This window comes from Streptomyces sp. NPDC001068 (assembly GCF_042897315.1).
Taxonomy (GTDB): Bacteria; Actinomycetota; Actinomycetes; order Streptomycetales; family Streptomycetaceae; genus Streptomyces.
In genome coordinates, this window is sequence record NZ_JBIAYD010000004.1 from 371,472 (window position 1) to 395,284 (window position 23,813).

General features: G+C 72.8%; 24 protein-coding genes. 14 read left to right on the top strand and 10 right to left on the bottom strand.

Annotated elements, in window-relative coordinates; genetic code table 11:
* Positions 1–12 precede the first annotated feature (12 nt).
* Positions 13–1,005 carry a DUF3068 domain-containing protein gene (locus ACFY3I_RS13945; protein WP_365283275.1) on the top strand — a complete coding sequence of 331 codons (993 nt, stop codon included), beginning with the start codon at positions 13–15 and terminating at the stop codon, positions 1,003–1,005.
* Here ACFY3I_RS13945 and ACFY3I_RS13950 read toward each other — a convergent pair.
* Both ACFY3I_RS13950 and ACFY3I_RS13955 read right to left on the bottom strand, forming a co-directional pair.
* Positions 995–3,700: an ATP-dependent RNA helicase gene (locus ACFY3I_RS13950; RefSeq protein ID WP_390860724.1), complete on the bottom strand. Its 2,706-nt coding sequence runs from the start codon at positions 3,698–3,700 to the stop codon at positions 995–997. The two genes, ACFY3I_RS13945 and ACFY3I_RS13950, sit on opposite strands and share 11 nt — an antisense overlap.
* Before the next feature lie 77 nt (positions 3,701–3,777).
* A complete protein-coding gene (locus ACFY3I_RS13955) occupies positions 3,778–4,641 on the bottom strand; it encodes a class I SAM-dependent methyltransferase (RefSeq protein WP_390860899.1) in 864 nt (287 codons plus the stop codon).
* Between the two features lie 365 nt (positions 4,642–5,006).
* Here ACFY3I_RS13955 and rpsA point away from each other — a divergent pair, with 365 nt between their 5' ends.
* The 4 genes from rpsA (at position 5,007) to ACFY3I_RS13975 (ending at position 8,913) form a co-directional block, all read left to right on the top strand.
* Positions 5,007–6,500 (top strand): 30S ribosomal protein S1, encoded by a 1,494-nt coding sequence (gene rpsA, locus ACFY3I_RS13960; protein WP_189947373.1) that lies wholly within the window; start codon positions 5,007–5,009, stop codon positions 6,498–6,500.
* A gap of 328 nt (positions 6,501–6,828) precedes the next feature.
* A complete protein-coding gene (locus ACFY3I_RS13965) occupies positions 6,829–7,767 on the top strand; it encodes a PAC2 family protein (RefSeq protein WP_390860725.1) in 939 nt (312 codons plus the stop codon).
* Between the two features lie 75 nt (positions 7,768–7,842).
* Positions 7,843–8,454 (top strand): dephospho-CoA kinase, encoded by a 612-nt coding sequence (coaE, locus tag ACFY3I_RS13970; RefSeq protein WP_390860726.1) that lies wholly within the window; start codon positions 7,843–7,845, stop codon positions 8,452–8,454.
* Between the two features lie 72 nt (positions 8,455–8,526).
* Positions 8,527–8,913 (top strand): tetratricopeptide repeat protein, encoded by a 387-nt coding sequence (locus tag ACFY3I_RS13975; protein ID WP_351326380.1) that lies wholly within the window; start codon positions 8,527–8,529, stop codon positions 8,911–8,913.
* A 12-nt stretch (positions 8,914–8,925) separates the two neighbouring features.
* Here the strand turns inward: ACFY3I_RS13975 and ACFY3I_RS13980 are convergent, their stop codons facing one another.
* On the bottom strand, positions 8,926–9,225 hold the full coding sequence (locus ACFY3I_RS13980) for a DUF6343 family protein (protein ID WP_365283285.1): 300 nt from the start codon (positions 9,223–9,225) through the stop codon (positions 8,926–8,928).
* A 66-nt stretch (positions 9,226–9,291) separates the two neighbouring features.
* On the opposite strand from ACFY3I_RS13980, the gene ACFY3I_RS13985 reads away from it, so the two are divergent.
* The 3 genes from ACFY3I_RS13985 (at position 9,292) to ACFY3I_RS13995 (ending at position 11,643) form a co-directional block, all read left to right on the top strand.
* The gene (locus tag ACFY3I_RS13985) at positions 9,292–10,329 is read left to right on the top strand and encodes an acyltransferase domain-containing protein (RefSeq protein WP_390860727.1); all 1,038 of its coding nucleotides are present in this window, start codon (positions 9,292–9,294) and stop codon (positions 10,327–10,329) included.
* A gap of 57 nt (positions 10,330–10,386) precedes the next feature.
* On the top strand, positions 10,387–11,094 hold the full coding sequence (locus tag ACFY3I_RS13990; RefSeq protein ID WP_390860900.1) for a class I SAM-dependent methyltransferase: 708 nt from the start codon (positions 10,387–10,389) through the stop codon (positions 11,092–11,094).
* Positions 11,095–11,169: 75 nt separating this feature from the next.
* A complete protein-coding gene (locus ACFY3I_RS13995; protein ID WP_390860728.1) occupies positions 11,170–11,643 on the top strand; it encodes a DoxX family protein in 474 nt (157 codons plus the stop codon).
* 106 nt (positions 11,644–11,749) lie between these two features.
* Here ACFY3I_RS13995 and ACFY3I_RS14000 read toward each other — a convergent pair whose 3' ends face one another.
* A complete protein-coding gene (locus ACFY3I_RS14000) occupies positions 11,750–12,421 on the bottom strand; it encodes an RNA-binding S4 domain-containing protein (RefSeq protein WP_390860729.1) in 672 nt (223 codons plus the stop codon).
* A gap of 196 nt (positions 12,422–12,617) precedes the next feature.
* Between ACFY3I_RS14000 and ACFY3I_RS14005 the strand changes: the two genes are divergently transcribed.
* Positions 12,618–13,307, top strand: coding sequence for a uracil-DNA glycosylase (locus ACFY3I_RS14005; protein ID WP_390860730.1), 690 nt, complete (start codon positions 12,618–12,620; stop codon positions 13,305–13,307).
* A gap of 48 nt (positions 13,308–13,355) precedes the next feature.
* Here ACFY3I_RS14005 and ACFY3I_RS14010 read toward each other — a convergent pair whose 3' ends face one another.
* Together ACFY3I_RS14010 and ACFY3I_RS14015 are read right to left on the bottom strand one after the other, a co-directional pair.
* The gene (locus ACFY3I_RS14010; protein ID WP_390860731.1) at positions 13,356–13,808 is read right to left on the bottom strand and encodes a GNAT family N-acetyltransferase; all 453 of its coding nucleotides are present in this window, start codon (positions 13,806–13,808) and stop codon (positions 13,356–13,358) included.
* Between the two features lie 270 nt (positions 13,809–14,078).
* Positions 14,079–15,035 (bottom strand): endonuclease/exonuclease/phosphatase family protein, encoded by a 957-nt coding sequence (locus tag ACFY3I_RS14015; protein WP_390860732.1) that lies wholly within the window; start codon positions 15,033–15,035, stop codon positions 14,079–14,081.
* Between the two features lie 278 nt (positions 15,036–15,313).
* Here ACFY3I_RS14015 and ACFY3I_RS14020 point away from each other — a divergent pair, with 278 nt between their 5' ends.
* Both ACFY3I_RS14020 and ACFY3I_RS14025 read left to right on the top strand, forming a co-directional pair.
* Positions 15,314–15,958, top strand: a complete 645-nt coding sequence (locus tag ACFY3I_RS14020; protein ID WP_390860733.1) for a DUF899 domain-containing protein — start codon at positions 15,314–15,316, stop codon at positions 15,956–15,958.
* A gap of 154 nt (positions 15,959–16,112) precedes the next feature.
* Positions 16,113–16,292 (top strand): hypothetical protein, encoded by a 180-nt coding sequence (locus tag ACFY3I_RS14025; RefSeq protein ID WP_390860734.1) that lies wholly within the window; start codon positions 16,113–16,115, stop codon positions 16,290–16,292.
* Here the strand turns inward: ACFY3I_RS14025 and ACFY3I_RS14030 are convergent.
* From ACFY3I_RS14030 to ACFY3I_RS14040, 3 genes are all read right to left on the bottom strand, one after another.
* Positions 16,289–18,232, bottom strand: coding sequence for an ABC transporter ATP-binding protein (locus ACFY3I_RS14030; RefSeq protein ID WP_365283302.1), 1,944 nt, complete (start codon positions 18,230–18,232; stop codon positions 16,289–16,291). The genes ACFY3I_RS14025 and ACFY3I_RS14030 overlap by 4 nt on opposite strands.
* 350 nt (positions 18,233–18,582) lie before the next feature.
* A complete protein-coding gene (locus ACFY3I_RS14035; RefSeq protein ID WP_390860735.1) occupies positions 18,583–19,017 on the bottom strand; it encodes a hypothetical protein in 435 nt (144 codons plus the stop codon).
* A complete protein-coding gene (locus ACFY3I_RS14040) occupies positions 19,014–19,562 on the bottom strand; it encodes an ATP-binding protein (RefSeq protein ID WP_365283706.1) in 549 nt (182 codons plus the stop codon). Before ACFY3I_RS14040 ends, ACFY3I_RS14035 begins: the two co-directional genes overlap by 4 nt.
* Positions 19,563–20,079: 517 nt before the next feature.
* Here ACFY3I_RS14040 and ACFY3I_RS14045 point away from each other — a divergent pair.
* The 3 genes from ACFY3I_RS14045 to ACFY3I_RS14055 all read left to right on the top strand — a co-directional run bounded on the left by ACFY3I_RS14045 (position 20,080) and on the right by ACFY3I_RS14055 (position 22,090).
* Entirely contained in the window at positions 20,080–20,940 is an 861-nt protein-coding gene (locus ACFY3I_RS14045) for a helix-turn-helix transcriptional regulator (RefSeq protein WP_365283306.1), read from the top strand.
* Positions 20,941–21,216, top strand: coding sequence for a DUF397 domain-containing protein (locus ACFY3I_RS14050; protein ID WP_123978005.1), 276 nt, complete (start codon positions 20,941–20,943; stop codon positions 21,214–21,216).
* Positions 21,217–21,307: 91 nt separating this feature from the next.
* Entirely contained in the window at positions 21,308–22,090 is a 783-nt protein-coding gene (locus ACFY3I_RS14055; protein ID WP_390860736.1) for an SAM-dependent methyltransferase, read from the top strand.
* A 121-nt stretch (positions 22,091–22,211) separates the two neighbouring features.
* Here the strand turns inward: ACFY3I_RS14055 and ACFY3I_RS14060 are convergent, their stop codons facing one another.
* The gene (locus ACFY3I_RS14060) at positions 22,212–23,699 is read right to left on the bottom strand and encodes a glutamate synthase subunit beta (protein WP_390860737.1); all 1,488 of its coding nucleotides are present in this window, start codon (positions 23,697–23,699) and stop codon (positions 22,212–22,214) included.
* Positions 23,700–23,813 lie beyond the last annotated feature (114 nt).

Sequence of the window (23,813 nt, forward strand, 5' to 3'; positions counted from 1 at the left end):
CGGGAGGCCGAGATGCGCCGCAAGGCCAGTCTGGTCCTGCTCGCCTGCGCCGTGTTCTTCGCGGCACTGTCCCCGCTGCTGCGCTGGTACGCCTTCCCGCGCCTGGCCAAGATCCCCGCCAACCAGTACCAGGACATGGTCCTGGAGGCGAAGGACGCCACCCTCCTCGACTACGGCACCATGAAGGCGAAGAAGGTCCCGAAGGTCACCATCGTGCAGACCCTCAAGGGTGACGTGGCGGCCGCGAAGAGGATCGGGAGTGCGGCAGGCCGGGACGTCGTCGTCTGGGACGGCCTGTCCTACGTCCAGGGACCCGACGGCAAGATGGTCTCCGAGATCCCCGAGCGCTACATCTTCGACGCGCACAGCCAGGAACCCGTGCACGCCACGGGCGAGATGGTCGACGGGGACCCGGTGAAACGGGACGGCATCGAGTTCAAGTGGCCGTTCCTGACCGAGAAACGCGACTACGAGTACTTCGACGCGCAGACCCGCACCACCAGCCCCATCCACTACAAGGGCACGCAGACCTTCCGGGGCGTGAAGGTCTACTACTTCGAGCAGACCGTCCCCTGGACCAAGGTCCCGATGCCCAGGAAGATGCCGGTCCAGGGCATCACCCCCGAGACGGTCGCCAAGACCGGCACCACCCGCTGGTACACCACCGTCCGCAGGTTCTGGGTCGAGCCCGTCACCGGGGCGCCGGTCTACGGCGAGGAGCTCCACAAGGAGGAACTGCGCGGCGGCACCCTGCTGGGAGGCCGCGCCAAGGTGACGGCCTTCGCCGGTGACGTGAAGATGCGCGAGGACTACATCGAGCACACCGTCGCCCTGGTCAAGCAGAACCGCACCCTCGTGCTGATGCTGACCTCCTACCTCCCGTGGGGCTTCCTGTCCCTCGGCATCGCGCTGCTCGCCCTCGCCCTCTGGCTGGAGGCCCTCGGCCGCAGGCCCGCCGGCCCGCGGCCGGCCGCGACGGGCGTCCCGGAACCGGTCAGCGCCTGAGCCGCGCGTTGGTGTGCCGGGTGGGCTCTGCGGACGCCGGGTCCTCGGGCCAGGGATGCTTCGGATAACGGCCGCGCAGTTCGGCCCGCACGCCCCGGTACCCGTCCCGCCAGAACGAGGCGAGGTCGGCGGTGACGGCCGCGGGCCGCCCGGCGGGCGACAGCAGGTGCACGAGCACCGGCACGCCGGCCACGGCCGGTGACTCCTGCGCCCCGAACATCTCCTGCAACTTCACCGCGAGCACGGGCTGTTCGGGGTTCGCGTAGTCGACCCGGACCCGTGACCCGCTGGGTACGGCGATCCGCTCGGGCGCCAGCTCGTCGAGCCGCCCCGCCTCCCCGGTCGCCCACGGCAGCAGCCGCGGCAGCGCCTGCCCGGCGTCGATCCGCCCGAGGTCGGCGCGGCGCCGGGCCCGGCTCAGCTCCGGCTCCAGCCACTCGTCCACGCGCGCGTGCAGCGCGTCGTCGCCGACGTCGGGCCAGGGCGCCCCGAGGCGCAGGTGAAGAAACGCCAGCCGCTGCCGCAGCACGGCCGCGTCCGCCGTCCACCGCAACAGGCCGAACCCCTCCTGCCGCAGGCCGTCCAGGAGCGCGCCGCGGACGAGGGCGGGATCGGCGTCGCGCAGCGGGCGCACCACGAGCTCGATCGCGCCGAGCCGCTCCACCCGCCGGGCGACGACGTCCCCGTCGGCCCAGCGGACCTCCTCGCCCTCCGTGTACAGGGAGGCCGCCGCCGACCTGACCGTGTCCTCGTCCACCACGGCGGCCAGCCGCACGCGCGCGTGCCCCCTGCCCAGGGGGCGGTCCGCGACGGCCACCGCGAGCCACGGGGCACCCCGCAGCGGGCTGCCGTCGGCGAGCTCGGCCCGGGTGCCGGAGGCCATGAGGTACGAACCCCCGTCGGCCTTGGCCACGCGTTCGGGGAAGGCGAGGGCGGTGACGAGGCCTGCCGCGCGGTCGTCGGGCGCGGGGCCGATCGCGGGGGGAACCTGCGCACCGGCGTTCTTCGCGGTGGTGTCCTGCGTGCCGGTACCGGTGCCCTTCGTGCCGGTGCCCTTCGTCGAGATGTCCCTCTTCGTGGGGGTCCTCGCGATGCCGCCCCGGTCGTTCGCCCCGTGGCCGGCCGTCGTGGCGGTCGTTGCCGTCGTGCTCGTCGTGCTCGTCGTGCTCGTCGTGCCCTTCGTGCCCGTCCCGGCCGCCGGTGCGTCCCGGTCGTCGGGGCGGAGCCGGCGTACCTCCGTGCGCCAGCGGCCCGCGTAGGCGTCGCCGCCGCGCCGGGCCGTCCGCAGCGCGCTCGCCAGGTCGTCCCCGTACTCCCGCGGCGGCTCCTCGCTCAGCAGCGCGACCACCTCGGCGCTCCCGCCGGGGCCGTCGAGCAGCGCCCGCCCCAGCCGCGGATGCACGCCCAGCCGGGCCAGCCGCAACCCGCGCTCCGTGGCCCGACCGGTGGTGTCGACCGCCCCGATCGCCGTCAGCACCTCCCGCGCGGCCGCCATCGCACCGCCCGGCGGGGCGTCGAGCAACGCCAGCCCCTCCGCTCCGGGATCGCCCCAACAGGCCGTCTGAAGCGCGAACGCCGTCAGGTCGGCCACCTTGATCTCCGGCGCCGGAAAGGCCGTCAGGCGGGTGTCGTCCGCCTCGGACCAGCAGCGGTACACCACTCCCGGCGCCTCCCGCCCCGCGCGGCCCGCCCGCTGCCGCCCGGCGGCCCTGGACGCCCGCACCGTCGCCAGCGCGCTCAGCCCGCGCGCGTGGTCCACCCGAGGTTCCCGGGCCAGCCCGGAGTCGACGACCACCCGGACCCCGGGAACGGTCAGCGAGGACTCGGCGACCGCCGTGGCGAGCACCACCCGGCGCCTCTCCCCGGGCACCAGCACCGCGTCCTGGACGGCCGCCGGCGCCCGGCCGTGGACCTGGAGCACCGACACGTCCCCCAGGTCGCCCAGCCGGCCCGCCACCCGCGCGATCTCGCCCACCCCCGGCAGGAAGCACAGGACGTCCCCCGGCCGCTCGGCCAGAGCGCGCCGCACCACCGCCGCCACGTGCGTCAGCAGCGCCGGATCCACGCGCATCCCGTGCGGCGGCCGCACCGGCCCGGCCGGCGGGGTCCACACCACCTCCACCGGGTACGGCACGCCGTCCGCCTCGACCACCGGCGCACCGCCCAGCAGCCGCGCCCACCCCTGCGCGTCCGTGGTCGCCGAGGCGGCCACCAAGCGCAGCTCCGGGCGGAGCGTCTCCCGGACGTCCCACAGGAAAGCCGCCGCCGTGTCCGCGTCCAGGTGCCGCTCGTGGCACTCGTCGAGGACGACGACGTCCACGCCCGGCAGCTCCTGGTCGCGCTGGAGCCGCTGCAGCAGCACACCCGTCGTGACCACCTCCACGCGCGTGCGCGGGCCCACGACCCGTTCGCCGCGCACCGTGTAGCCGACGCTCCGGCCCACCGGCTCGCCGAGCAGCCAGGCCATCCGGCGGGCCGCCGCGCGTGCCGCGATCCGGCGGGGTTCGGCCACGACCACCCGCCGCGCGGGGCGCTCCGCGTCCAGGAGCCCGGCCAGCGCGAGTGGCACCAGCGTCGTCTTGCCGGTGCCGGGCGGCGCCACCAGGACGGCGGTGCCGTGCCCGGCGAGGGCGTCGTCCAGGCCCGGCAGTGCCTGTCGTACGGGCAGCGCGCCCAGGGCGTCGAAACGGATCACGCCCCCAGTGTCTTACGGCCGCGGGAACGGCCCCCGCGCGCGTGCCGGGGACGGCGTGGGTACCCGCCGCCGCGAGATCAGTCCCGCTCGCACACGAAGATCGCCGTCCCGGGCAGGAGGCTGCCCCGCAGCGGTGACCAGCCGCCCCACTCGGCGGTGTTCCAGGCCGGCCACTCCGGCTCCACCAGGTCGACCAGTCGCAGGCCCGAGGAGACGATGTCCCGTACCCGGTCGCCGAGCGTGCGGTGGTGCTCGACGTACATCGCGTGGCCGTCCTCGTCCTGTTCGACGTAGGGCGTGCGGTCGAAGTAGGACGCGGAGACCGTGAGCCCCTCGGGGCCCGGCTCGTCCGGGAACGCCCAGCGCACCGGGTGAGTCACGGAGAAGACGAAACGGCCTCCCGGGCGCAGCACCCGCCGCACCTCGCGCAGCACCAGGCGCGGGTCGGCGACGAAGGGCAGCGCGCCGTACGCCGAGCAGGCCAGGTCGAAGGAGCCGTCGGCGAAGGGCAGCGCACCCGCGTCGGCGCAGACGAGCGGAAACGATCCGCCGATGCGCAGGGAGTGCTGGAGCTGACGATGCGAGAGATCGAGGGCCACCGGACGGGCACCCTGGGCGGCGAGCCAGCGCGCGCACTGGGCCGCGCCGGCGCCGATCTCCAGGACGTCCTTGCCCTTCAGGTCCTCCGGCGGGCCGAGCAGCTCCGCCTCCACCTCGTCCAGGCCCTCGGGGCCCCACACGAAACGGTCGTCGCCCAGGAAGGTGCCGTGCTCGACCTGGTACTCGTCGGCGTTCCGGTCCCACCAGCCCCGGTTGGCCCGGCTGCTCTCCGTGACCCCGGCGGCACGCCGGGTGGCTTCGGTCTCGTCTTCGGTCCCGGCCTCTGTTCCGGTCTGTGACCCGGCCTCTTCGAGGTCGAACGAATCGGGCTCTTGGATGATCGGCTCCCTCGTCGTACTCTTCCGTGCAACCCGTTCGGAGGGGTGGCGCGGAGGAGGTCTGTCAGGCCTGCGTGGCCTCGTGGGACAGGTTTTGTGCCGGGTATGCGGCGATCCGCCCCGGGTGTGCGCCTTCGCGCATTGACCCTGCCTGGCTGCCCCCGTATGCTACAAGTTGCGCTGCGGGCCTGCGCACCTCAGACGTAGTAGGTCGCGCTCGCATCTGTTGTATGTCCCCTCGGTTGTCGAGGCGCCACTTGTGGTTCTGTGTGGCGCTTCCTTGGCTGTCCGGCTTCATCAGAGCGAAACGGGCTCCCGGCGTAAGCAGTACCTACGACTTCAATGTCCGTACCGGAGCCCTTTCCCACATGACGAGCAGCACCGAGACCACCGCCACCACCCCGCAGGTAGCGGTCAACGACATCGGTAACGAGGAAGCCTTCCTCGCCGCGATCGACGAGACGATCAAGTACTTCAACGACGGCGACATCGTCGACGGCGTCATCGTGAAGGTCGACCGGGACGAGGTCCTGCTCGACATCGGTTACAAGACCGAAGGCGTCATCCCGAGCCGCGAGCTCTCCATCAAGCACGACGTCGACCCCAACGAGGTCGTCGCCGTCGGTGACGAGATCGAGGCCCTTGTTCTCCAGAAGGAGGACAAGGAAGGCCGCCTGATCCTCTCGAAGAAGCGCGCCCAGTACGAGCGTGCCTGGGGCACCATCGAGAAGATCAAGGAAGAGGACGGGATCGTCACCGGTACCGTCATCGAGGTCGTCAAGGGTGGTCTCATCCTCGACATCGGCCTCCGCGGCTTCCTCCCGGCCTCCCTGGTCGAGATGCGTCGCGTCCGCGACCTCCAGCCCTACGTGGGCAAGGAGCTCGAGGCCAAGATCATCGAGCTGGACAAGAACCGCAACAACGTGGTCCTGTCCCGCCGTGCCTGGCTGGAGCAGACCCAGTCCGAGGTCCGCCAGACGTTCCTCACGACCCTGCAGAAGGGTCAGGTCCGCTCCGGTGTGGTCTCCTCGATCGTCAACTTCGGTGCCTTCGTGGACCTGGGTGGCGTCGACGGTCTGGTCCACGTCTCCGAGCTGTCCTGGAAGCACATCGACCACCCCTCCGAGGTTGTCGAGGTCGGCCAGGAGGTCACCGTCGAGGTCCTCGACGTCGACATGGACCGCGAGCGTGTCTCCCTGTCGCTGAAGGCGACCCAGGAGGACCCGTGGCAGCAGTTCGCCCGGACCCACCAGATCGGCCAGGTCGTCCCGGGTAAGGTCACCAAGCTGGTTCCGTTCGGTGCGTTCGTCCGCGTGGACGAGGGCATCGAGGGTCTGGTCCACATCTCCGAGCTGGCCGAGCGCCACGTGGAGATCCCGGAGCAGGTCGTCCAGGTCAACGACGAGATCTTCGTCAAGGTCATCGACATCGACCTGGAGCGTCGCCGGATCTCGCTGTCCCTCAAGCAGGCCAACGAGTCCTTCGGTGCCGACCCGGCCTCGGTCGAGTTCGACCCGACCCTGTACGGCATGGCCGCGTCCTACGACGACCAGGGCAACTACATCTACCCCGAGGGCTTCGACCCCGAGACCAACGACTGGCTCGAGGGCTACGAGACCCAGCGGGAGGCGTGGGAGCACCAGTACGCCGAGGCGCAGCAGCGGTTCGAGCAGCACCAGCAGCAGGTCATCAAGAGCCGCGAGGCCGACGCTGCCGCTGCCGCCGAGGGTGGCGAGGCCGCCGCTCCGGCCGCTTCGGGTGGCGGTTCGTACTCCTCCGAGGGTGCGGACACCTCCGGTGCGCTGGCCTCCGACGAGGCGCTCGCCGCGCTCCGCGAGAAGCTCGCGGGTGGCCAGAGCTGATCACCGGCCACTGGGCATAACCGGTAACTGAGGGGCCGCACCTTTCGAGGTGCGGCCCTTCGGCGTTGTGCCGGCACCTCCGGGTGAACACCGCCACGGGGGCGCCTGGTTGGTGGCCGTCCGTGCGCCACGAGGCCCATCCGGTGGGCCGTGTGGCGGAGTTGCCGCCGAGGAGGGGACCGCGGACCGCTGCGCCCGGGACGCGCGCCGCACCGTACGTTCAGCTCCGGGCGAAAAGCGGGCATGGGTCAGTTGATCGGAGCGGGAGCGGGAATGCCCACCTTCACCGCCACGTTGTCCCGTACGAACACGAGGAGGAGCGGTCACAGTGCTTGATCCGCAGGGTTTGTACGCATGGGAGCCGAAGGGCCTCGCCGTGGTGGACATGGCGCTCGCCCAGGAGTCGGCCGGTCTGGTCATGCTCTACCACTTCGACGGATACATCGACGCGGGTGAGACCGGCGACCAGATCGTCGACCGGCTCCTCGACTCGCTGCCCCACCAGGTCGTCGCCCGCTTCGACCACGACCGGCTCGTGGACTACCGGGCGCGCCGCCCGCTGCTGACCTTCAAGCGGGACCGCTGGACCGAGTACGAGGAGCCCGGCATCGAGGTCCGGCTGGTCCAGGACGCCACGGGCGCGCCCTTCCTGCTGCTGTCCGGCCCCGAGCCGGACGTCGAATGGGAGCGGTTCGCCGCGGCCGTCCGGCAGATCGTGGAGCGGCTCGGCGTCCGGCTGGCCGTGAACTTCCACGGCATCCCCATGGGCGTCCCGCACACCCGTCCCGTCGGCCTCACACCGCACGGCAACCGCACCGACCTCGTCCCGGGCCACAGCAGCCCCTTCGACGAGGCCCAGGTGCCCGGCAGCGCCGAGGCGCTGGTCGAGTACCGCCTCATGGAGGCCGGCCACGACGTCCTGGGCGTCGCCGCGCACGTCCCGCACTACATCGCCCGCTCCGCCTACCCCGACGCCGCCCTGACCGTCCTGGAGGCCATCACGGGCGCCACCGGTCTGGTGCTCCCGAGCATCGCCCACGCCCTGCGCACGGACGCGTACCGCACGCAGACCGAGATCGACCGGCAGGTCCAGGAGGGCGACGAGGAGCTCACCGCGCTGGTGCAGGGCCTCGAGCACCAGTACGACGCCGCCGCGGGCGCCGAGACCCGGGGCAACATGCTCGCCGAACCGGTGGAGATCCCCTCGGCCGACGAGATCGGTTTGGAGTTCGAACGCTTCCTCGCGGAGCGGGAGGGCGAGGGCTGACACACCCTGGACCCGGGGCCCCGGACCGGGGTCCGGGCCGGGGCGGGGTCCGAGGCAGGGCCTAAGCTTCGGGGCATGCTGAGAGTTGGCCTCACCGGCGGGATCGGCGCCGGCAAGAGCGAAGTGTCGCGGCTTCTCGTCGGGCACGGCGCGGTACTGATCGACGCGGACCGCATCGCACGTGAGGTCGTCGAGCCGGGCACCCCCGGCCTGGCGGCCGTCGTCGAGGCCTTCGGACCGGACGTGCTCGCCGCCGACGGCGGCCTGGACCGGCCGAAGCTGGGCTCGATCGTCTTCGCCGACCCCGTCAGGCTCGCCGCCCTGAACGCGATCGTGCACCCCCTGGTAGGCGCCCGGTCCCGCGAGCTGGAGGACGCGGCCGCCCTCGACGCCGTGGTGGTCAACGACGTTCCGCTCCTCACGGAGAACGGCCTCGCCCCGTTCTACGACGTCGTGGTCGTCGTGGACGTCGCCCCCGAGACCCAGCTCGACCGGCTGACCCGGCTGCGGGGGATGACCGAGCAGGACGCACGCGCGCGCATGGCCGCGCAGGCCACGCGCGAGAAGCGGCTGGAGATCGCCGACATCGTGATCGACAACGACGTGCCGCTGGACGTGCTGGAACAGCAGGTCGCGGCGGTCTGGAGCGACCTCGTGGGCCGGGCACGGAAGGGCGCCGCGAACTAGCCGGCACGCGTCGTCGAAATAGCGGGCACCCGTCCGGGCGTTGAACCGCTTCAGTGAGGGAAGGACAGTGCCGTGCCCGAGACCAGCGGTTCCACCGGACGTACTCCGGAGACGCATGTCATCGACTTCCGTGCCGCCGAGCAACTGCTCAACGCGCGGGACCCGCGGGGTGCGGTGAAACTGCTCGACGGAGTGATCGCCGCCCACCCCGAGAACACCGCCGCCCGGCTGCTGCGCGCGCGTGCCTTCTTCGCCGCCGCGCAACTGCGCCCCGCGGAGCTGGAGTTCACCATCGTCCTCGAACGCGAGCCGGACAACGCGTTCGCGCACTTCGCGCTCGCCCGGACCTACCAGCGCCAGGGCCGCGCCGACCTCGCGATACGCCACTTCCGGCTGGCGGCCGCCCTGGACCCGAACCCGGAGTACCTGAAGGCGGCCCGCTTCGACGACGCCGGGTGACCGGACACCCGCTCACGGGTGGCCGTGCTGCGGCGGGCGCCGCAGCCGCCGCGGACCGCTGTCCGCCGGGGGGTACGGCGGCACGTCACGACCGGGCTGGTAGTGCGGGCCCTGCCGGATATGCCTGACGATCATGGTCAGGTCGGCCGTGGCCACCAGCCACAGCACCCCGCAGGCCGCCGCCCAGCCGGGACGCCCGACCAGCGCGAACGCCGCCGTCCCGAAGATCGCCCAGGCAACGCCCCACACGCTCAGCCACAACCGCGCCCGCAGTGGACTGCGCGCGGTCACCGGTTCACTTCCCGTACGCATGACGCATCACCACTCCTCCTTGCAACGTACTCTTCGACCAGGACGTTCACCAAGGGGGAGCCCACCGTGCTGCCGGACACCGACGACCTGCCCGAACTGCTCCTCGACCTCGCCGTGCCGCACGAGGACGTCAACGAGGTGGTGGCCCTGCGGCGGACCGTGACCGCCGATCCCGGAGTGCGACGGCTGCTCGCCGACTGCGCCGACGAGATCACCGGCGCCGCGACCGCTCCGGCGACGGGCACTCCCGGCACTCCCGGCACGGCCGCTCCCGCTACGGCCGCTCCCGCCACGGCCGCTCCCGCCACGGCCGCTCCCGCCACGGCCGCTCCGGCCAGGACCGCAGGCCCGGCCGGGCTCGACGAACTCGCCGCCGCCGCGCCGGCCGCACTGGGCGGGTACTTCCTGGTCCACGCCTTTCTCGCCGCGCTGCCCCACGCCCGTGCCCACCACCGCGCCCGTGGCATCCCCGACGACGTGTCCCGGCACACCCTCGCCGATCTCGGGCGCACCATGACGCTGCACCGCAGGCGCCACGGCACCGGAGGACTGTCGGCCGTCCAGGCGTCCTGGCTCGTCCGCCACTTCCGCGGTGAGCTGTACCAACTGGGCCGCCTCCAGTACGAACGGGCCCGGCTCGGCGAGCGCACGGCACGCGCGGTCACCGCGACCGGAACGGACTCGCCCGGGCTCTCCCCGGCACCGGGGCAGCCCTGTCTGAACCTGCACATACCCGACTACCGCGGGCCGCTGAGCCCTGCCGCCTGCGACCGCTCGCTGGCCTTGGCGCGGGACTTCTTCCCCCGGTACTTCCCCGAGGAGGAGTACGCGGTCGCCACCTGCCACTCCTGGCTGCTCGACCCGCAGCTGAGGCGGTACCTGCGGGCGGACTCGAACATCGTCCGCTTCCAGGACCGGTTCCGGCCCGGACACGAGGACACCGAGCCGGTCGACGCCACCGCCGTCCAGTTCGTGTTCGGCACCCCGGACCTGCCGGTACCGGACCTGCCCCGGCGCACGTCGGTGGAGCGGGCGGTCGGCGACCACCTGCGGGCGGGCGGCCACTGGTACCTCGGACACGGGTGGTTTCGCTGGGAGGAGTGACGGCGTGGCGGGAACGCCCGCGTGCGGGTGAGTCGTTGACCGGACATGACGGTCGAGATGCGTGACGGGTACGAGGGGACGGGACCGGGTGCGATCACCCCGGACGGCTGCGCGGTGGAGCTCTACTCGCGGCTGGCGGTCGGCACCGAGCCGGACATCGTCGCGGCCGCGGTCCCGGGCGGCGCCCACATCCTGGAACTGGGCAGCGGCGTCGGGCGGATGACCCACCCGCTCCTGCGGCGCGGGTTCACGGTCACCGCGGTGGACGAGTCGGCGGAGATGCTGGAGCGCGTCCGCGGGGCGCGCACGATCCACAGCACCATCGAAGGACTCGACCTGGGCGAGAAGTTCGACGTGGTGATGCTCGCCTCGTTCCTGGTGCACACCGGTGACCGAGAGGTGCGCCGGGGCATGCTGCGCGCCTGCGCCGCACACGTGCGGGACGGCGGCTGCGTCCTGCTCCAGCGGGAGGGCGCCGACTACCACGCGAACGTCCCCAGGGAGCGGGTCGACCCCGGCGGCTACACGGTTCGCGTCGTGTCCGCGGAGCCGGCCGGCGACGGGGTGAACTCGGTCCGCGTGGAGTACGAATTCCCCGACGCGGCCTGGACTCAGACGTTTCTGGCCAGGCCGCTCAGCCGGGATCAGTTCGAGCAGGCGCTCGCGGAAGCGGGACTCAAGGTGGCCGAGTACCTGACCGAGGACGGCGTGTGGGTGAAGGCGGTACGGGAGGCACAGGGAGAAGCGGGGTTCGGCGGTCGATGAGTTCTCCGTCGGCGGCGGGTCTACCTCTGTGACAGCAACAGGGACGACAACGACCGCTTCCCCCAGGAGATCCCGATGACCGAGCCCGCCGCCTCCCTCACCGCTTCCACCGCTCTCACCACCCCCGCCCCGGCACCCGTGGTCGCCGGGTCGGCGACGGCCCGTGGCCGCCGCGCCCGGCTCGCCCTGCGCGCGGTGCAGGTGCTGCTCGCCCTCTTCTACGCCGTGGCGAGCGCGTTGCCCAAACTGATCGCGCACCCGACGGCCGTCGAGTCCTTCGACAGGATCGGCTGGGGCAGCACCGGCATGTACGTCATCGGCGCGCTCGAACTGGCCGGTGCCGTCGCCCTGCTGATCCCGGTGCTGCAGTCGGTGGCCGCGACCGCGCTGGGTGCGCTCATGGTGGGCGCGTTCATCGTGCAGCTCACCGTCTTCGACGGGCAGAACGCGGCGACCCCGCTGATCCTGATCGTGCCGCTCGCGCTGATCGCCTGGGCCCGGCGCGGACAGAACGCACGCCTGTGGGGACTGGCACGGCTACGCGCATGACACCCCGAACCCGCCGAGCGCGGGGCGCCAACCCGACCCCGGTGGACCTCCGTCCGCCGGGGCCGACCCGGGTGTGTCTCCGTCCGCCGGGGCCGACTCCGGTGGATCACCGTCCGCCGGGGCGCCCGCCGGCCGGTCGGCCCACTCCGCCCGGTCCGCCGGCTCCGCCCGCCCCGCCGAGGCCGCGCAGCCGTTCCAGATCGCGGCGGTCGCGTTTGGTGGGCCGGCCGGTGCCGCGGTCGCGCAGACCGATCGGGACGAAGGCCTCGCGGGGCGGGGGCGGCGGCGAGTTGTCGACATAGCACTGGGCGGCCACGGGTGCGCCGACCCGCTTGCGGATCAGGCGTTTCACGACGACGACACGCTCACGCCCCTCCTGGCGCAGCCGCACCTCGTCGCCGACGCGCACCGAGTAGGCGGGCTTGACCCGCTCGCCGTTCACCTGGACGTGCCCGCCCCGGCAGGCCGTCGCCCCCATCGAACGCGTCTTGATCAGACGCACGGCCCAGACCCAGCTGTCGATCCGCACGGTCTCGCCGGGCGCGGGCCCCGCGGCCTCCGCGGCGGCGATGGCCGCGGCGACAGCGGCGGGGTCGGCGGCGGGGTCCGCGTCGGAGCCGGAGCCGGAGCCGGAGTTGGATGCGGGGCCGGATGCGGGGCCGGAGTCCGGGGCCTGGGCGGCAGGCGTCCCGCTGCCTTCGGCGGCCTCGCCGGAGGCGGGAGCTCCCGTCCCACCGCTCGCCCGCTCCCCGCCCTCGCCCACGTCCTCAGAAGCCATGCTCCGACCTTAGCCCGACGGGCCGGGAGAGACGGACCCGATTTCCCGCCCCCGGGCACCCGCGTACCGGCCCCTCCCACCGCCCCACCGCCCCACCGCCCCTTCGTGCCGGCCGGTCCGATCCCATGCGGCCGGTCCGGCCGCCCGGCCGGGCGCCGCCGGCTCTACCGTTGACCTTGTGCCCCACCCCTCGCCCGTGCCTCCCACCCCCCTCGACCGTCTCGACCAGAGAGTCAGCGACTGCCGGGCCTGCCCGCGCCTGGTCGCCTGGCGCGAGGAGGTGGCGCGTACCAAACGCGCCGCGTTCGCCGAGTGGACCTACTGGGGCCGGCCCGTGCCCGGTTTCGGACCGGCCGATGCCCCACTGCTGATCCTCGGCCTCGCGCCGGCCGCCCACGGCGGCAACCGCACCGGCCGGATGTTCACCGGCGACCGTTCCGGCGACGTGCTGTACCAGGCGCTGTACGACATCGGACTCGCCTCGCAGCCGACGGCGGAGCGCGTCGACGACGGCCTGGAACTGTACGGCGTGCGCATCACCTCGCCCGTGCACTGCGCCCCGCCCGACAACAAGCCGACCCCCGTGGAGCGCGACACCTGCCGTTCCTGGCTGGTCGAGGAGCTGACCCTGCTGCGCCCGACGGTGCGCGCGGCCGTCGTCCTCGGCGCCTTCGGCTGGCAGGCCTCGCTGCCCGCGCTGGCCGCGGCCGGCTGGACCGTGCCGCGGCCCCGGCCGGTCTTCGCCCACGGCGCCCGGGTCGACCTCCAGGGCCTGGAGCTCTTCGGCTGCTTCCACGTCAGCCAGCGCAACACCTTCACCGGTCGCCTCACCCCGGAGATGCTCCGCGACGTGCTGAGGACGGCGGCCGAGGCGGCCGGGCTGTGAGGACGGCGCGGCGCCGGCCGCGGCCCGGTCCGCCCGGTGGGACCGGCCTCAGGACCGCCAGACGTAGCGCACGTCCGGCTCCCGCTCCTCGTTCCCGCTGCCGTCCGTGTGCTCGACGGCGACGAAGCCGTGCCGTTCGTAGAACCGGTGTGCCGGCTTGTTGACCTGGAAGGTCCAGAGCGTGAGCCCCTGCGGGGAGCGTTCCTTGGCCAGCGAGACGAACCGGTCTCCCAGGCCCCGCCCCCGCCACTCCGGGTCCAGGTACAGCTGGGACAGCAGGTCCCCGTTGAGCACCATCACGCCGACGACGCGGCCGTCGGCCTCGGCGAGCCAGGTCTCCCGCTCCGGCACCACCACGTCCCGGAAGTAGGCCCGCACCTCGTCGTCGGAGCGGGGCCGGACGACGGTGGGCAGAGCGGCGGAGTAGGAGCGCAGCCAGACGTCGGCGACTCCGGCGGCGTCCGGCCCGGCGGCGCGCCGCAGCACGACCTCGGCGCTCATGCCCGCATCCCCTCGTCGACGACCTCCCGGTACCTGTCCGGCCCGCCGCGCGAACTCCCCTGCACGGGCCGGGCGCCCGTCGGCATCGAGCGGAACGGCCCCGGCGAAAGACGCGACTCCGGTACCCGCCTCCAGGACGGAGGCGTCGCGGGACGCGGGCGGCGGGAAGAGCCCGGGGCGGTGGCACGGCGGATCACGGCGGCTCCAGGGAGAGGCGGTACCGACGCCCCGATGATCCGGCAGACCGACCGTCACCGCACCGGAATTTCCTCAGTCCCCGAACCGTGCCCACACCGGTGCGTGGTCCGACCCCGGAGCCCCGCGCCGCTCGGCCGGGTCCTCGCCCACCGACGGCAGGTCCGGCGGTGCGGTGGTGCCCGGCAGACCCGTGCCCGCCGCCGTCAGACGGTGGACGAGGCGGTGGCTGAGAAGGATGTGGTCGATCAGTTCGCGGCGGCCGGAGTCGACACGGGAGTAGCGCTGTCCGGCCGGGATCCGCGGGGCGATGTCCCACAGCCGTACGGCGTCCCCCTTGTCGGCGCGGTCGTAACCGGTGGTGCCGATCTCGGAGCCGGGCGGGCCGAGCAGGATCTGGGTGGTGGCCGCCTGCACCTCGTCGTTGAGGTCGCCGAGCACCGCCACGTCCCGGGACCTGCCCTGTCCGGCCAGCAGTTCGTCCGCCAGCGCCCGCAGGGCCGTCGCCTCGGCGGCCCGCCGGAACAGCGCGTACGCCCCGTAGCGTGCCCGTTCGCCCTCGTCGCGCGGGTAGAAGCGGTCGCCGGGGTAGCCGAGCAGCTTGGACTTGAGGTGGGCCACCGCCGCCGTCAGCGGACCGGCCGGGGTCCGGACCGTCACGGCCAGGAAGCCACGCCCGGCCCCGGTGACGGTCGCGCCCGAGTCGTCGGTCTGCACCGGGTCGAGCTGGGCGGGGAGGGCCGCCGTGTCGGACACGACCGTCAGCTCGGCGCGGGCCAGGAAGCCGACCCGGATACCCCGTCCGTCGGGGTGCGTCGAGAGGGCCGTGTGCCAGGTCCCGCCGAGCAGTTCCGCCAGGTCCTCCAGGGCGCCGGGGTCGCCGACCTCCTGGACGCCGAGCAGCGTCGGGTCGAGCGGGCCGACCACGGCGGCGAGGGCGGCGAGCTTCGCCTCGTACGCGGACTTGTCCTTGGGGCCGTAGGGGCTGCCGGGACGGTAGAGGTTCTCGAGGTTCCAGGTGCCGAGGAGCATGCCCGGCTCCTTCCAGGTCGCGGTGGTGCCAGCCTGCTCGTCCGGGCCGGTGCGCGACAGGGGCAGGACAGGATGCGCGGTTCGGCTCACGCGGCCCGAGGACCGCGCCCTACGTCGTGGCGCGGAGCTCCGCTCCCGCCGGGTGAGGCCCGGCTCCCGGTCGTGTCCGGGCGGCACGGCGCCCGGCGGTGGCACCGGGAAAAATCTTCGGCGGCGCCGATGAGTTCTTCCGTCCGCGGCGGTCACCACCCGGAACCGACCGTCGTACAGGAGGGCCCATGTCGCTTCCGGAGATCGTCTCGCGCGAGCGGTGGCGTGCCGCGCGCGAGGAGTTGCTGCTCAGGGAAGAGGCGCTCACACGCGCGCGGGACGCGCTCAACGCCGAACGGCGACGGCTCCCGATGGTCGAGGTGGACGCCGGGTACGTCTTCGAGGGCGGCGACGGCAAGGCCGGCCTGCTTGACCTCTTCGAGGGGCGGGCCCAACTGATCGTCCACCACTTCATGTTCGCCCCGGAGTGGGAGGCCGGCTGCCCCGGCTGCTCCGCGTTCCTGGACCAGATCGGCCACCTCGCCCATCTGCGGGCGCGCGGAACGTCGTTCGCGGCGGTGTCCAGGGCGCCGTTCACCAGGATCCTGCCGTTCAAGGCGCGGATGGGGTGGACGCTGCCCTGGTACTCCTCGTACCACAGCGACTTCAACCGCGACTTCGGGGCGACCCTCGTGGTCGACGACGAGCCGGTCGAACGGCCCGGTGTCAGCTGCTTCCTGCGGGAACACGACCGTGTCTTCCACACCTACTCCGCCCACGACGGAGGTCTCGACGGACTCGGCTCGACCGGTTCCCTGCTCGACCTGACGGCGCTCGGCCGGGACTCCTTCGGCAGCGACCGGGTCCGCTATCACGACGAGTACGAGGACTGACACAAGCGGTCACGAACGTGGCCGAAAGTCAACGGACTCTCACCCTCCGCGCCGGTGGCGTGTCGGCTGTGTCTCAGTACCGTCACCGGGCGAGCCATTCGCGTTCTCCAGAGCGTTAACTCCAACAAGTACGACGCACTTCTGGAGGTGCAGGATGGTGAACGGGCGAACCGTGCTCGAACGCTTTCCCGCAGGCGGACCGCGAGGATCATGGCCGGCGGAGGAGTTCGCGCACGCGCGGCGGCTCGAGGGGATGGCCGCGGAGGTCGTGATGGACCTGGCGACGGACACGTTCCTGGTCATCGTGCGCGGCGGCGACGGAGCCCGGGGCTAACCCGCCTCGCGGGTGGGCACCTTGGCCGTGAACTGGTCCGCCTGGAGCGCGTACAGCTCCGCGTACACACCGCCGCGCGCCAGGAGTTCCTCGGGGGTCCCGGACTCCACGACCCGGCCCTGGTCCAGGACGTGCACCAGATCGGCGTGGCGGACCGACGCCAGGCGGTGCGTGATCAGTACGACGCTCTGCCCGCCGCCCGCCAGTGCGCGGATCTTCTCGAAGACCTCCAACTCGGCCCGGGCGTCCAGGGCGGCCGTCGGCTCGTCGACGATCAGGATGCGCCCGCGCCGGTAGGCGGCCCGCGCGATGCCGAGGCGCTGCCACTGACCGCCGGACAGTTCGTGCCCGCCGGTGAAGTTGCGGGCCAGCAGGGTGTCCAGGCCGTGCGGCAGGTCCTCGACCACCTCCTGGGCACCCGCCTCAGAGACCGACGCGGTCAGCCGCTCCTCGGTGAGCGGCGCCGACGAGCGGCCGACGGCCACGTTGACCTTGGCGGTGAAGGGCCAGCGCTTGAAGTCCTGGGCCACCATCGCGATGCGCTCGGCGAGCCGGTGCCGGTCGGCCCGGGCCGCGTCCACCCCGTCCCACAGAATGCGGCCCCGGTCCGGCTGGTACAGCCCGGCCAGCAGCTTGACCAGGGTGGTCTTGCCGGAGCCGTTCTCGCCGACCAGGGCGACGATCCGGCCGAGCGGGAGGGAGAGGGTCACATCGTCCAGGGCCGGGCGGCCGGCGTCTCCCGGATAGGTGAACGAGACCTTCTCGAAACGGATCTCCCGCGGATCCTCGGGGAGCGGGTCGCCGCCGGTCGGGATGGCCCGCTCGGCGGCCTCCACGTACAGCCGCTCCAGGTCACCCACGAACAGCGCCTCCTCGTGCAGTGTGTTGATCTCCAGCACGAGTGTGTTCAGGCTCGCCGAGCCGGTACGGATCGCGATCACCGCCGTACCTGCCACCGACAGGGCCATCGCGCCGCCCAGCAGCAGCGCGCCCAGCGTGGCGTAGGTGGCGACCGTCGCGAGGCCGGTCCAGGTCGCGGCGATCAGGCCGGTGCGGGCGGTCAGCCGGGCCAGCCGGGTCTGCTCCGCCTCCGCGGTCTCCGACATCTCCCGGAAGTGCCGCAGCAGGAACGGGCCGATCCCGTGCACCCGGATCTCGGGCGCCGCCTCCGGCTCGGTGAGCAGCGAGCTGATCAGGTGGCCGGCGCGGGCGTGCTGCACCCACGTGTGGTACGACTCGTAGCGCCGCCGGGCGTTGGTCAGGGCGCCCCACGCGCTCGGGATCGTCATGGTGATCAGCAGCGGCAGCAGCGCCGGGTGCAGCACGGTCAGCACACCGGCCGCGGCGATCAGGGAGATCATCGCGTTCACCACACGTGTGCCGTACATGATCATGCGGCGGGCCGAGGAGGCCCCGTACTGCGCGGTGTCCAGCAGCTTGTGGAACGCGTGGTCCTCGATCGCGGCGAGCTCGACGGCCGCCGCGCGCTCCAGGTACATCTCGGTCGCCACCCGTTCGACCTTGGGCTCCAGGCGGCCCGTGGCGTAGGTGGACGCGGCGCGCAGCAGGGCGGCCAGGAACATCGCGGACGCCATGACCACCAGGACCGGGGCGGCGCCGCGCAGCCGTTCCTCGATGGACCCGGAGCCGATCAGCCGGCCCAGCACGCTGTTGACGGCCAGCAGGCCCACGGCCTGGATCACGCCGATGGCCACCTGGGCGGCCAGCACCACCCGTGCGGCGCGGGGGTCCGCCCGGCGGGCCAGCCGCAGGCTGGACACGAGCATCCCCGGCAGGCGGGTCAGCATCGCGCGGAGGCCCAGTTCCAGGAAGGCGTCCCCGTGCTGGTTCCATCCCGCGTCGTAACGGAGCGGCCCCCCGAACAGCAGTTGCTCCGACTCCGACACCTCGGACGCCGCCGTCTCCCGCCTCTTCGTCACCGAGTCCTCCCCAGAGCCGTCGACGAACGGCCACTATCGCGTCCCCGGCGATCCGCGGGCAGGGCGTGTGCCGGGGCTCAGGGGGCACGGAGGAGTGCGGCGGGGGTGCGGGGCGAGGACGTCAGGACCGCGGGGCGGTGGTGTCAGGACCACTGCGGGGGCGGGGCAACGGGACCGCGGGGCGCGGGCGTCGGGAGCGCGGGGCGGGTCGTCGGGACCGCGGGGGTCAGGGCGTGCGCCCGTCGAAGCCGGCGGAAGTGGACTCTGCACCCTGTTTCCGCCCGTGCCCCCGGAGCCTGTGGTCGCGCGCCCTCACCGGAGGCCGGGCGGGAGCGGACCGCGTGCGGCGGTCACGCGCTCAGGGGGCGCGACCACTGGGGCGTCGTCCCCGTCACCCGGCACAGGGCGAGATACAGCGGTATCGGCGGGGTGTACGGCACCGTGCCCTCGGGACGGTGGATCAGCCGGGCGACGCCGGGGAGCGGCGCCCCCGCGCTGTAGTGGGCCGGGGCGGGCCAACTGAGGGCGTAGTCGGAGTCGGACGGGACGATCCACCACCAGCGACTGCCGTCGGCGTACACGCAGCCCACCCGCGGCAGCCGGGGCACCACCAGCGGCCCGAGCCGCGCCGGTACCGCCACGGCGTCGCAGCCCAGCGGTGTCGTCATGCCCGCCGGCACCAGCAGCCGGCGGTCGTCCCCCGGACCCGTCGACGGCCGCGCGCGCTGCAACCGGACCAGGGTGTCCAGCCCCAGCGGCCGGCCGGAACCGGAGGCGCCGTTCACGCCGACCTCCGCCCGGGCACCGGGCGCAGCGCGGCCTCCGACTGCCCCTCTTCCCCGGAACCGGGCGAGGGACGGTGGACCGGGCTGTGCGCGGGCCCGTGCGACGAACCACCCGACGGAACGGGGTCGGGGCGGGCGCCCCACCCCAGGTCGTCGCGGGGTTCGGCGGATTCCGGGGCGGCGGCGTGGCGGGGCAGCTCCGCCCAGACCAGCAGCCCGGATCCGTGTTCCTGAGCCCCCCAGGCCTGGCACAGCGCCTCGACGAGGAGCAACCCCCTCCCGTGCTCCTCCTCCGGGCGCTGTGGGGACGGGTGGGGCTCATCCGGTGAACAGCCCTCGTCCTGCACGGCCATGCGCACCGTGTCGTCGTGGTCGTACAACTCGCACACCACGCGACTGCTCGCGGTGTGCACGATCGCGTTGGTGACCAGCTCGGAGATGACGAGAACGGCGGTGTCACAGGTGTCCGCGCACACCGACCAGCCGGTCAGTCTGGCGCGCACCAAGCGTCTCGCCTGGGCGGGGGAACCCGGATGAGCGGCCAGCTCGAACCGGAACCGGCGCTCGGCACCGCCCCTGCCGGGGGCGACAACCGCGGCAGCGCCGAGACCGGGACGGTCTGCGACGGCGTCTGTTCCTAAAGGCGGAGACGGAATCACGGTTGCCACTATCGCCCCGCCGTGAACACTTGGCAAGAGTCACTCTGAAAAATGCAGAGTGCTGTGTGACGCGGTGGGACGCCGTGGCACACTGCTCGCAACAGCATGCCGAGCGGCGCCAGTTGGGATCAGTGAGGATCGGACGGACCGATCCGGCCAATGCGATCGATGTGACCGAACCGGACAGTTCCGGCCGTTACGGTCAACTCGTCGCCCTGTCCGGTCAGGTCGACCCGTCGGATCCTCAGGTGAGTCTTCGAATGGCGCCGCTGGGTTGTCAGCACGCCGTCGGCACCCGTGGGCGAAAGACACCCGTGGGCGGGTGACACCTGTATGTGGCGGCGGCCATACCCGCCGGCGGGCCCGAGTGACGGCCCGGCCGGGGACTTCGTGGAGGTGGAGCGTGAGTGAGCCGCGGTCCGCGCCTACCGTGGGCCAGGTGGTCCTCGGCCGGCGCCTCCTTGACCTGCGCGAACGCGCCGGGCTCAAGCGTGAGGAGGCCGCCCGCGTACTCCGCGTGGCGCCCGCCACCGTCCGCCGGATGGAGATGGCCGAGGTCGCCCTCAAGATCCCGTACCTCCAACTGCTCCTGAAGGCGTACGGGGTCACCGACGACGAGGCCGAGGTCTTCGTCCTGCTCGCCGAGGAGGCCAACCAGCCCGGCTGGTGGCAGCGGTTCCACGACATCCTGCCCGGCTGGTTCTCGATGTACGTCAGCCTGGAGGGCGCGGCGAGCCTGATCCGCTCCTACGAGCCGCACTTCGTGCCCGGGCTGCTGCAGACCGAGGACTACGCGCGCGGGGTGCTCGAGTCGGGCGCCGTCGGCCAGACCCAGCCGGAGGAGATCGAGCGCCATGTCGCCCTGCGCATGCAACGCCAGGATCTGCTCACCCGTGAGGACGCCCCCCGCTTCTGGGCCGTGATGGACGAGACCGTCCTGCGCCGCCCCGTCGGGGGACCGGAGGTGATGCGCGCGCAGATCGACCGGCTGCTAGAGGTCACGAAGCTGCCCAACGTGACGCTCCAGGTCGCCCCGTTCACGAGCGGGCCGCACCCGGGGACGTACGGGCCCTTCGTGCTGTTCCGATTCGCCATGCCCGAACTGCCGGACATGGTCTACAGCGAGTACCTGACCGGCGCCGTCTACCTGGACGCGCGCACCGAGGTGGCGACCCACCTCGAGGTCATGGACCGCATGGCGGCGCAGGCCGCTACGGCACAACGCACGAAGGAGATCCTCCGGGATCTCCGCAAGGAGCTGTGAATGGATCGCATCAAGCCCCAGTCCGGGCCGCGGAACCGCACCGAGCGGATCTACAACGGCATGCCCGCCCGGGACCTGGGCAGCGAGGGCTGGCACAAGCCGTGGAGCGGCGGCAACGGCGGCAACTGCCTGGAAGCCATGAAGCTGGCCGACGGCCGGATCGCCGTCCGCCAGTCGACCGACCCCGACGGGCCGGCGCTGATCTACACCACGGACGAGATGACGGCCTTCATCGAGGGCGCCAAGGCGGGGGAGGCCGACTTCCTGCTCTCCTGAGGCCGTTCGTCCTCACCTCTTGTTGTGTTCAACTCCTTTGTAATGGTGCTGAATTGATCATCAACCGTGTCCGACGCTTACGGAGTGCCTCGTGATCGACACCAGCAGGCCGCACCCGGCACGTATGTACGACTGGTATCTCGGCGGCAAGGACAACTACCCGGTCGACGAGGAGATGGGCCGGCAGATGCTGGCCCTCGACCCCCGCGTGCCGGTGATGGCCCGGGTCAACCGTGCCTTCATGCACCGCGCCACGCGGTGGCTGGCCCAGCAGGGCGTACGGCAGTTCCTGGACGTCGGCACGGGCATCCCGACCGAGCCCAACCTGCACCAGATCGCCCAGCGCGTGGCGCCCGACGCCCGGGTCGTCTACTGCGACAACGACCCGATCGTGCTGGCGCACGCGGCCGCCCTGCTGCGCGGCACCCCCGAGGGCGCGACGGAGTACCTCCAGGCCGACGTGCGCGACCCCGCGGCGATCGTCGCCGGCGCGCGCGAGATCCTGGACCTCGAACGCCCCGTCGCGCTGTCGCTCGTCGCGCTGCTCCACTTCGTTCCCGACGAGGACGCGGCGCACGAGCTGGTCGCCAGGCTCCTCGCCGAACTGCCGTCCGGCAGCTACCTGGCGATGACCCACGCCACCGCCGACTTCACTCCCGAGGAGTCGGCGGCGGCCACCGCGAAGCTCAAGGCGGCCGGGGTCACCCTGGCGCTGCGTTCCCGGCAGGAGTTCGGCCGCTTCTTCGACGGCCTGGACATGGTCGAGCCCGGTGTCTCGGTGGTCCACCACTGGCATCCGGAACTGGGCGACCCGGTGCCGGGCCAGGACGACGGGGTCATCCCCGGGTACGCGGCGGTGGGACGCAAGCCGTGACGCGCCGCGGCGCCTGAGCCGGGGCTGGAGGCGGGACCGGGGTTTGATTCGGGCCTGGGGCTTGATTCGGGCCTGGGTCGGGGCGGGATCCGGAGCCGGAGTCACGGCGTGGGCGGCCCGCCTACACGGTCATCGGCCGGTCGTACGGTGAGATGGGCGTCGGCAGCCGCGAACTCCCCGTCAGATAGCGGTCGACCGCCGCCGCCACGGCCCGCCCCTCCGCGATCGCCCAGACGATGAGCGACTGTCCGCGCGCCGCGTCCCCGGCCGCGAACACACCCGGAACGTTCGTGGCGAACTGCGCGTCCCGGGCGATCGTCCCGCGCGGCTCCATCGTCAGCGTCAGCTGGTCGATGAGCCCGTCCTCCCGGTCGGGCCCGGAGAAGCCGAGCGCGAGCAGCACCATGTCGGCGGGCAGCGTCCGGCCGGTCCCCTGCAGCGGCCGCCGCGCCGCGTCCACCTCCGTCAGGTGCAGTGACCGCACCCGCCCGTTCCCGTCACCGCTGAAGCGGAGCGTCGACGCCGCGAACAACCGCGCGTCCGCGTGCGCGTCGGGCGCCGTCTCCAGGTCCCGCGCCTCCTCGTGCGCCGCGGACAGCCGGTAGATCTTCGGATACGTCGGCCACGGCTCGATGTCCTCGTCCCGCTCCGCGCCCGGCTGCGCGTAGATGTCCAGCTGGGTCACCGACGCGGCCCGCTCCCGCACCGCCGTGCCCAGACAGTCGGCGCCCGTGTCCCCCCCGCCCACGATCACCACATGTCTGCCGGCCGCCGACAACGGTGACCGCTCCAGATCCCCCTCACCCACTCGGTTGGACAGCGGCAGATACTCCATCGCCTGATGTATCCCGCCCAACTCGCGGCCCGGTACCTCAAGTTCCCGCCACGCCGTGGCGCCGGTCGCGATCACCACCGCGTCGTACCGGGCGCGCAGCTCCGCCGCCCCGATGTCCCGCCCCACCGTCACCGAGGTACGGAACTTCGTCCCCTCGGCCCGCATCTGCCCCAGCCGCCGCTCCAGATGGTGTTTCTCCATCTTGAACGCGGGGATGCCGTACCGCATCAACCCGCCCAGCCGGTCGTCCTTCTCGTACACGGCGACGGTGTGACCGGCCCGGGTCAGCTGCTGCGCCGCCGCGAGGCCGGTCGGACCCGACCCGATCACGGCCACGGTCCGCCCGGACAGCCGCTCCGGTGGCCGCGGTGAGGCGAATCCCTCCGTCCAGGCCCGGTCGGCGACGGCGCACTCGACGTTCTTGATCGTGACGGCCGGCTGGTTGATGGCGAGCACGCACCCCGCCTCGCACGGCGCCGGACACAGCCGCCCGGTGAACTCGGGAAAGTTGTTCGTCGCGTGCAGCCGGTCGGCCGCCGCCCGCCAGTCCTCTCGCGACACGAGGTCGTTCCACTCGGGGATCAGGTTGCCCAGCGGGCACGCGTCGTGGCAGAACGGCACCCCGCAGTCCATGCAGCGGTCCGCCTGCCTGCTGATGATGGGCAGCAGCGCCCCGGGGACGTACACCTCGTCCCAGTCCCGGACACGTTCCTCGACCGGCCGCCGCGGCCACTCCTCCCGCGGCGTGGTCATGAAACCCTTGGGATCGGCCATGGTCGACTTCCTCGTGTGCGATTGCCCGGGCCGGCGCCGTCGGGCGGCACGGGGCGGCACTCTTTCGGCCACGATACGTCCGCTCGGTGGTGCCCGCAGGGTGGCTGACGGCGC

What these genes read in the sequence shown, in the direction of transcription:
- ACFY3I_RS13945 (WP_365283275.1), top strand. Translation starts at nt 13, where the DNA reads ATGCGCCGCAAGGCCAGTCTGGTCCTGCTCGCCTGCGCCGTGTTCTTC.
- rpsA (WP_189947373.1), top strand. Translation starts at nt 5,007, where the DNA reads ATGACGAGCAGCACCGAGACCACCGCCACCACCCCGCAGGTAGCGGTC.
- coaE (WP_390860726.1), top strand. Translation starts at nt 7,843, where the DNA reads ATGCTGAGAGTTGGCCTCACCGGCGGGATCGGCGCCGGCAAGAGCGAA.
- ACFY3I_RS13980 (WP_365283285.1), bottom strand. Translation starts at nt 9,225, where the DNA reads ATGCGTACGGGAAGTGAACCGGTGACCGCGCGCAGTCCACTGCGGGCG.
- ACFY3I_RS13990 (WP_390860900.1), top strand. Translation starts at nt 10,387, where the DNA reads ATGCGTGACGGGTACGAGGGGACGGGACCGGGTGCGATCACCCCGGAC.
- ACFY3I_RS13995 (WP_390860728.1), top strand. Translation starts at nt 11,170, where the DNA reads ATGACCGAGCCCGCCGCCTCCCTCACCGCTTCCACCGCTCTCACCACC.
- ACFY3I_RS14000 (WP_390860729.1), bottom strand. Translation starts at nt 12,421, where the DNA reads ATGGCTTCTGAGGACGTGGGCGAGGGCGGGGAGCGGGCGAGCGGTGGG.
- ACFY3I_RS14010 (WP_390860731.1), bottom strand. Translation starts at nt 13,808, where the DNA reads ATGAGCGCCGAGGTCGTGCTGCGGCGCGCCGCCGGGCCGGACGCCGCC.
- ACFY3I_RS14015 (WP_390860732.1), bottom strand. Translation starts at nt 15,035, where the DNA reads ATGCTCCTCGGCACCTGGAACCTCGAGAACCTCTACCGTCCCGGCAGC.
- ACFY3I_RS14020 (WP_390860733.1), top strand. Translation starts at nt 15,314, where the DNA reads ATGTCGCTTCCGGAGATCGTCTCGCGCGAGCGGTGGCGTGCCGCGCGC.
- ACFY3I_RS14025 (WP_390860734.1), top strand. Translation starts at nt 16,113, where the DNA reads ATGGTGAACGGGCGAACCGTGCTCGAACGCTTTCCCGCAGGCGGACCG.
- ACFY3I_RS14050 (WP_123978005.1), top strand. Translation starts at nt 20,941, where the DNA reads ATGGATCGCATCAAGCCCCAGTCCGGGCCGCGGAACCGCACCGAGCGG.
- ACFY3I_RS14060 (WP_390860737.1), bottom strand. Translation starts at nt 23,699, where the DNA reads ATGGCCGATCCCAAGGGTTTCATGACCACGCCGCGGGAGGAGTGGCCG.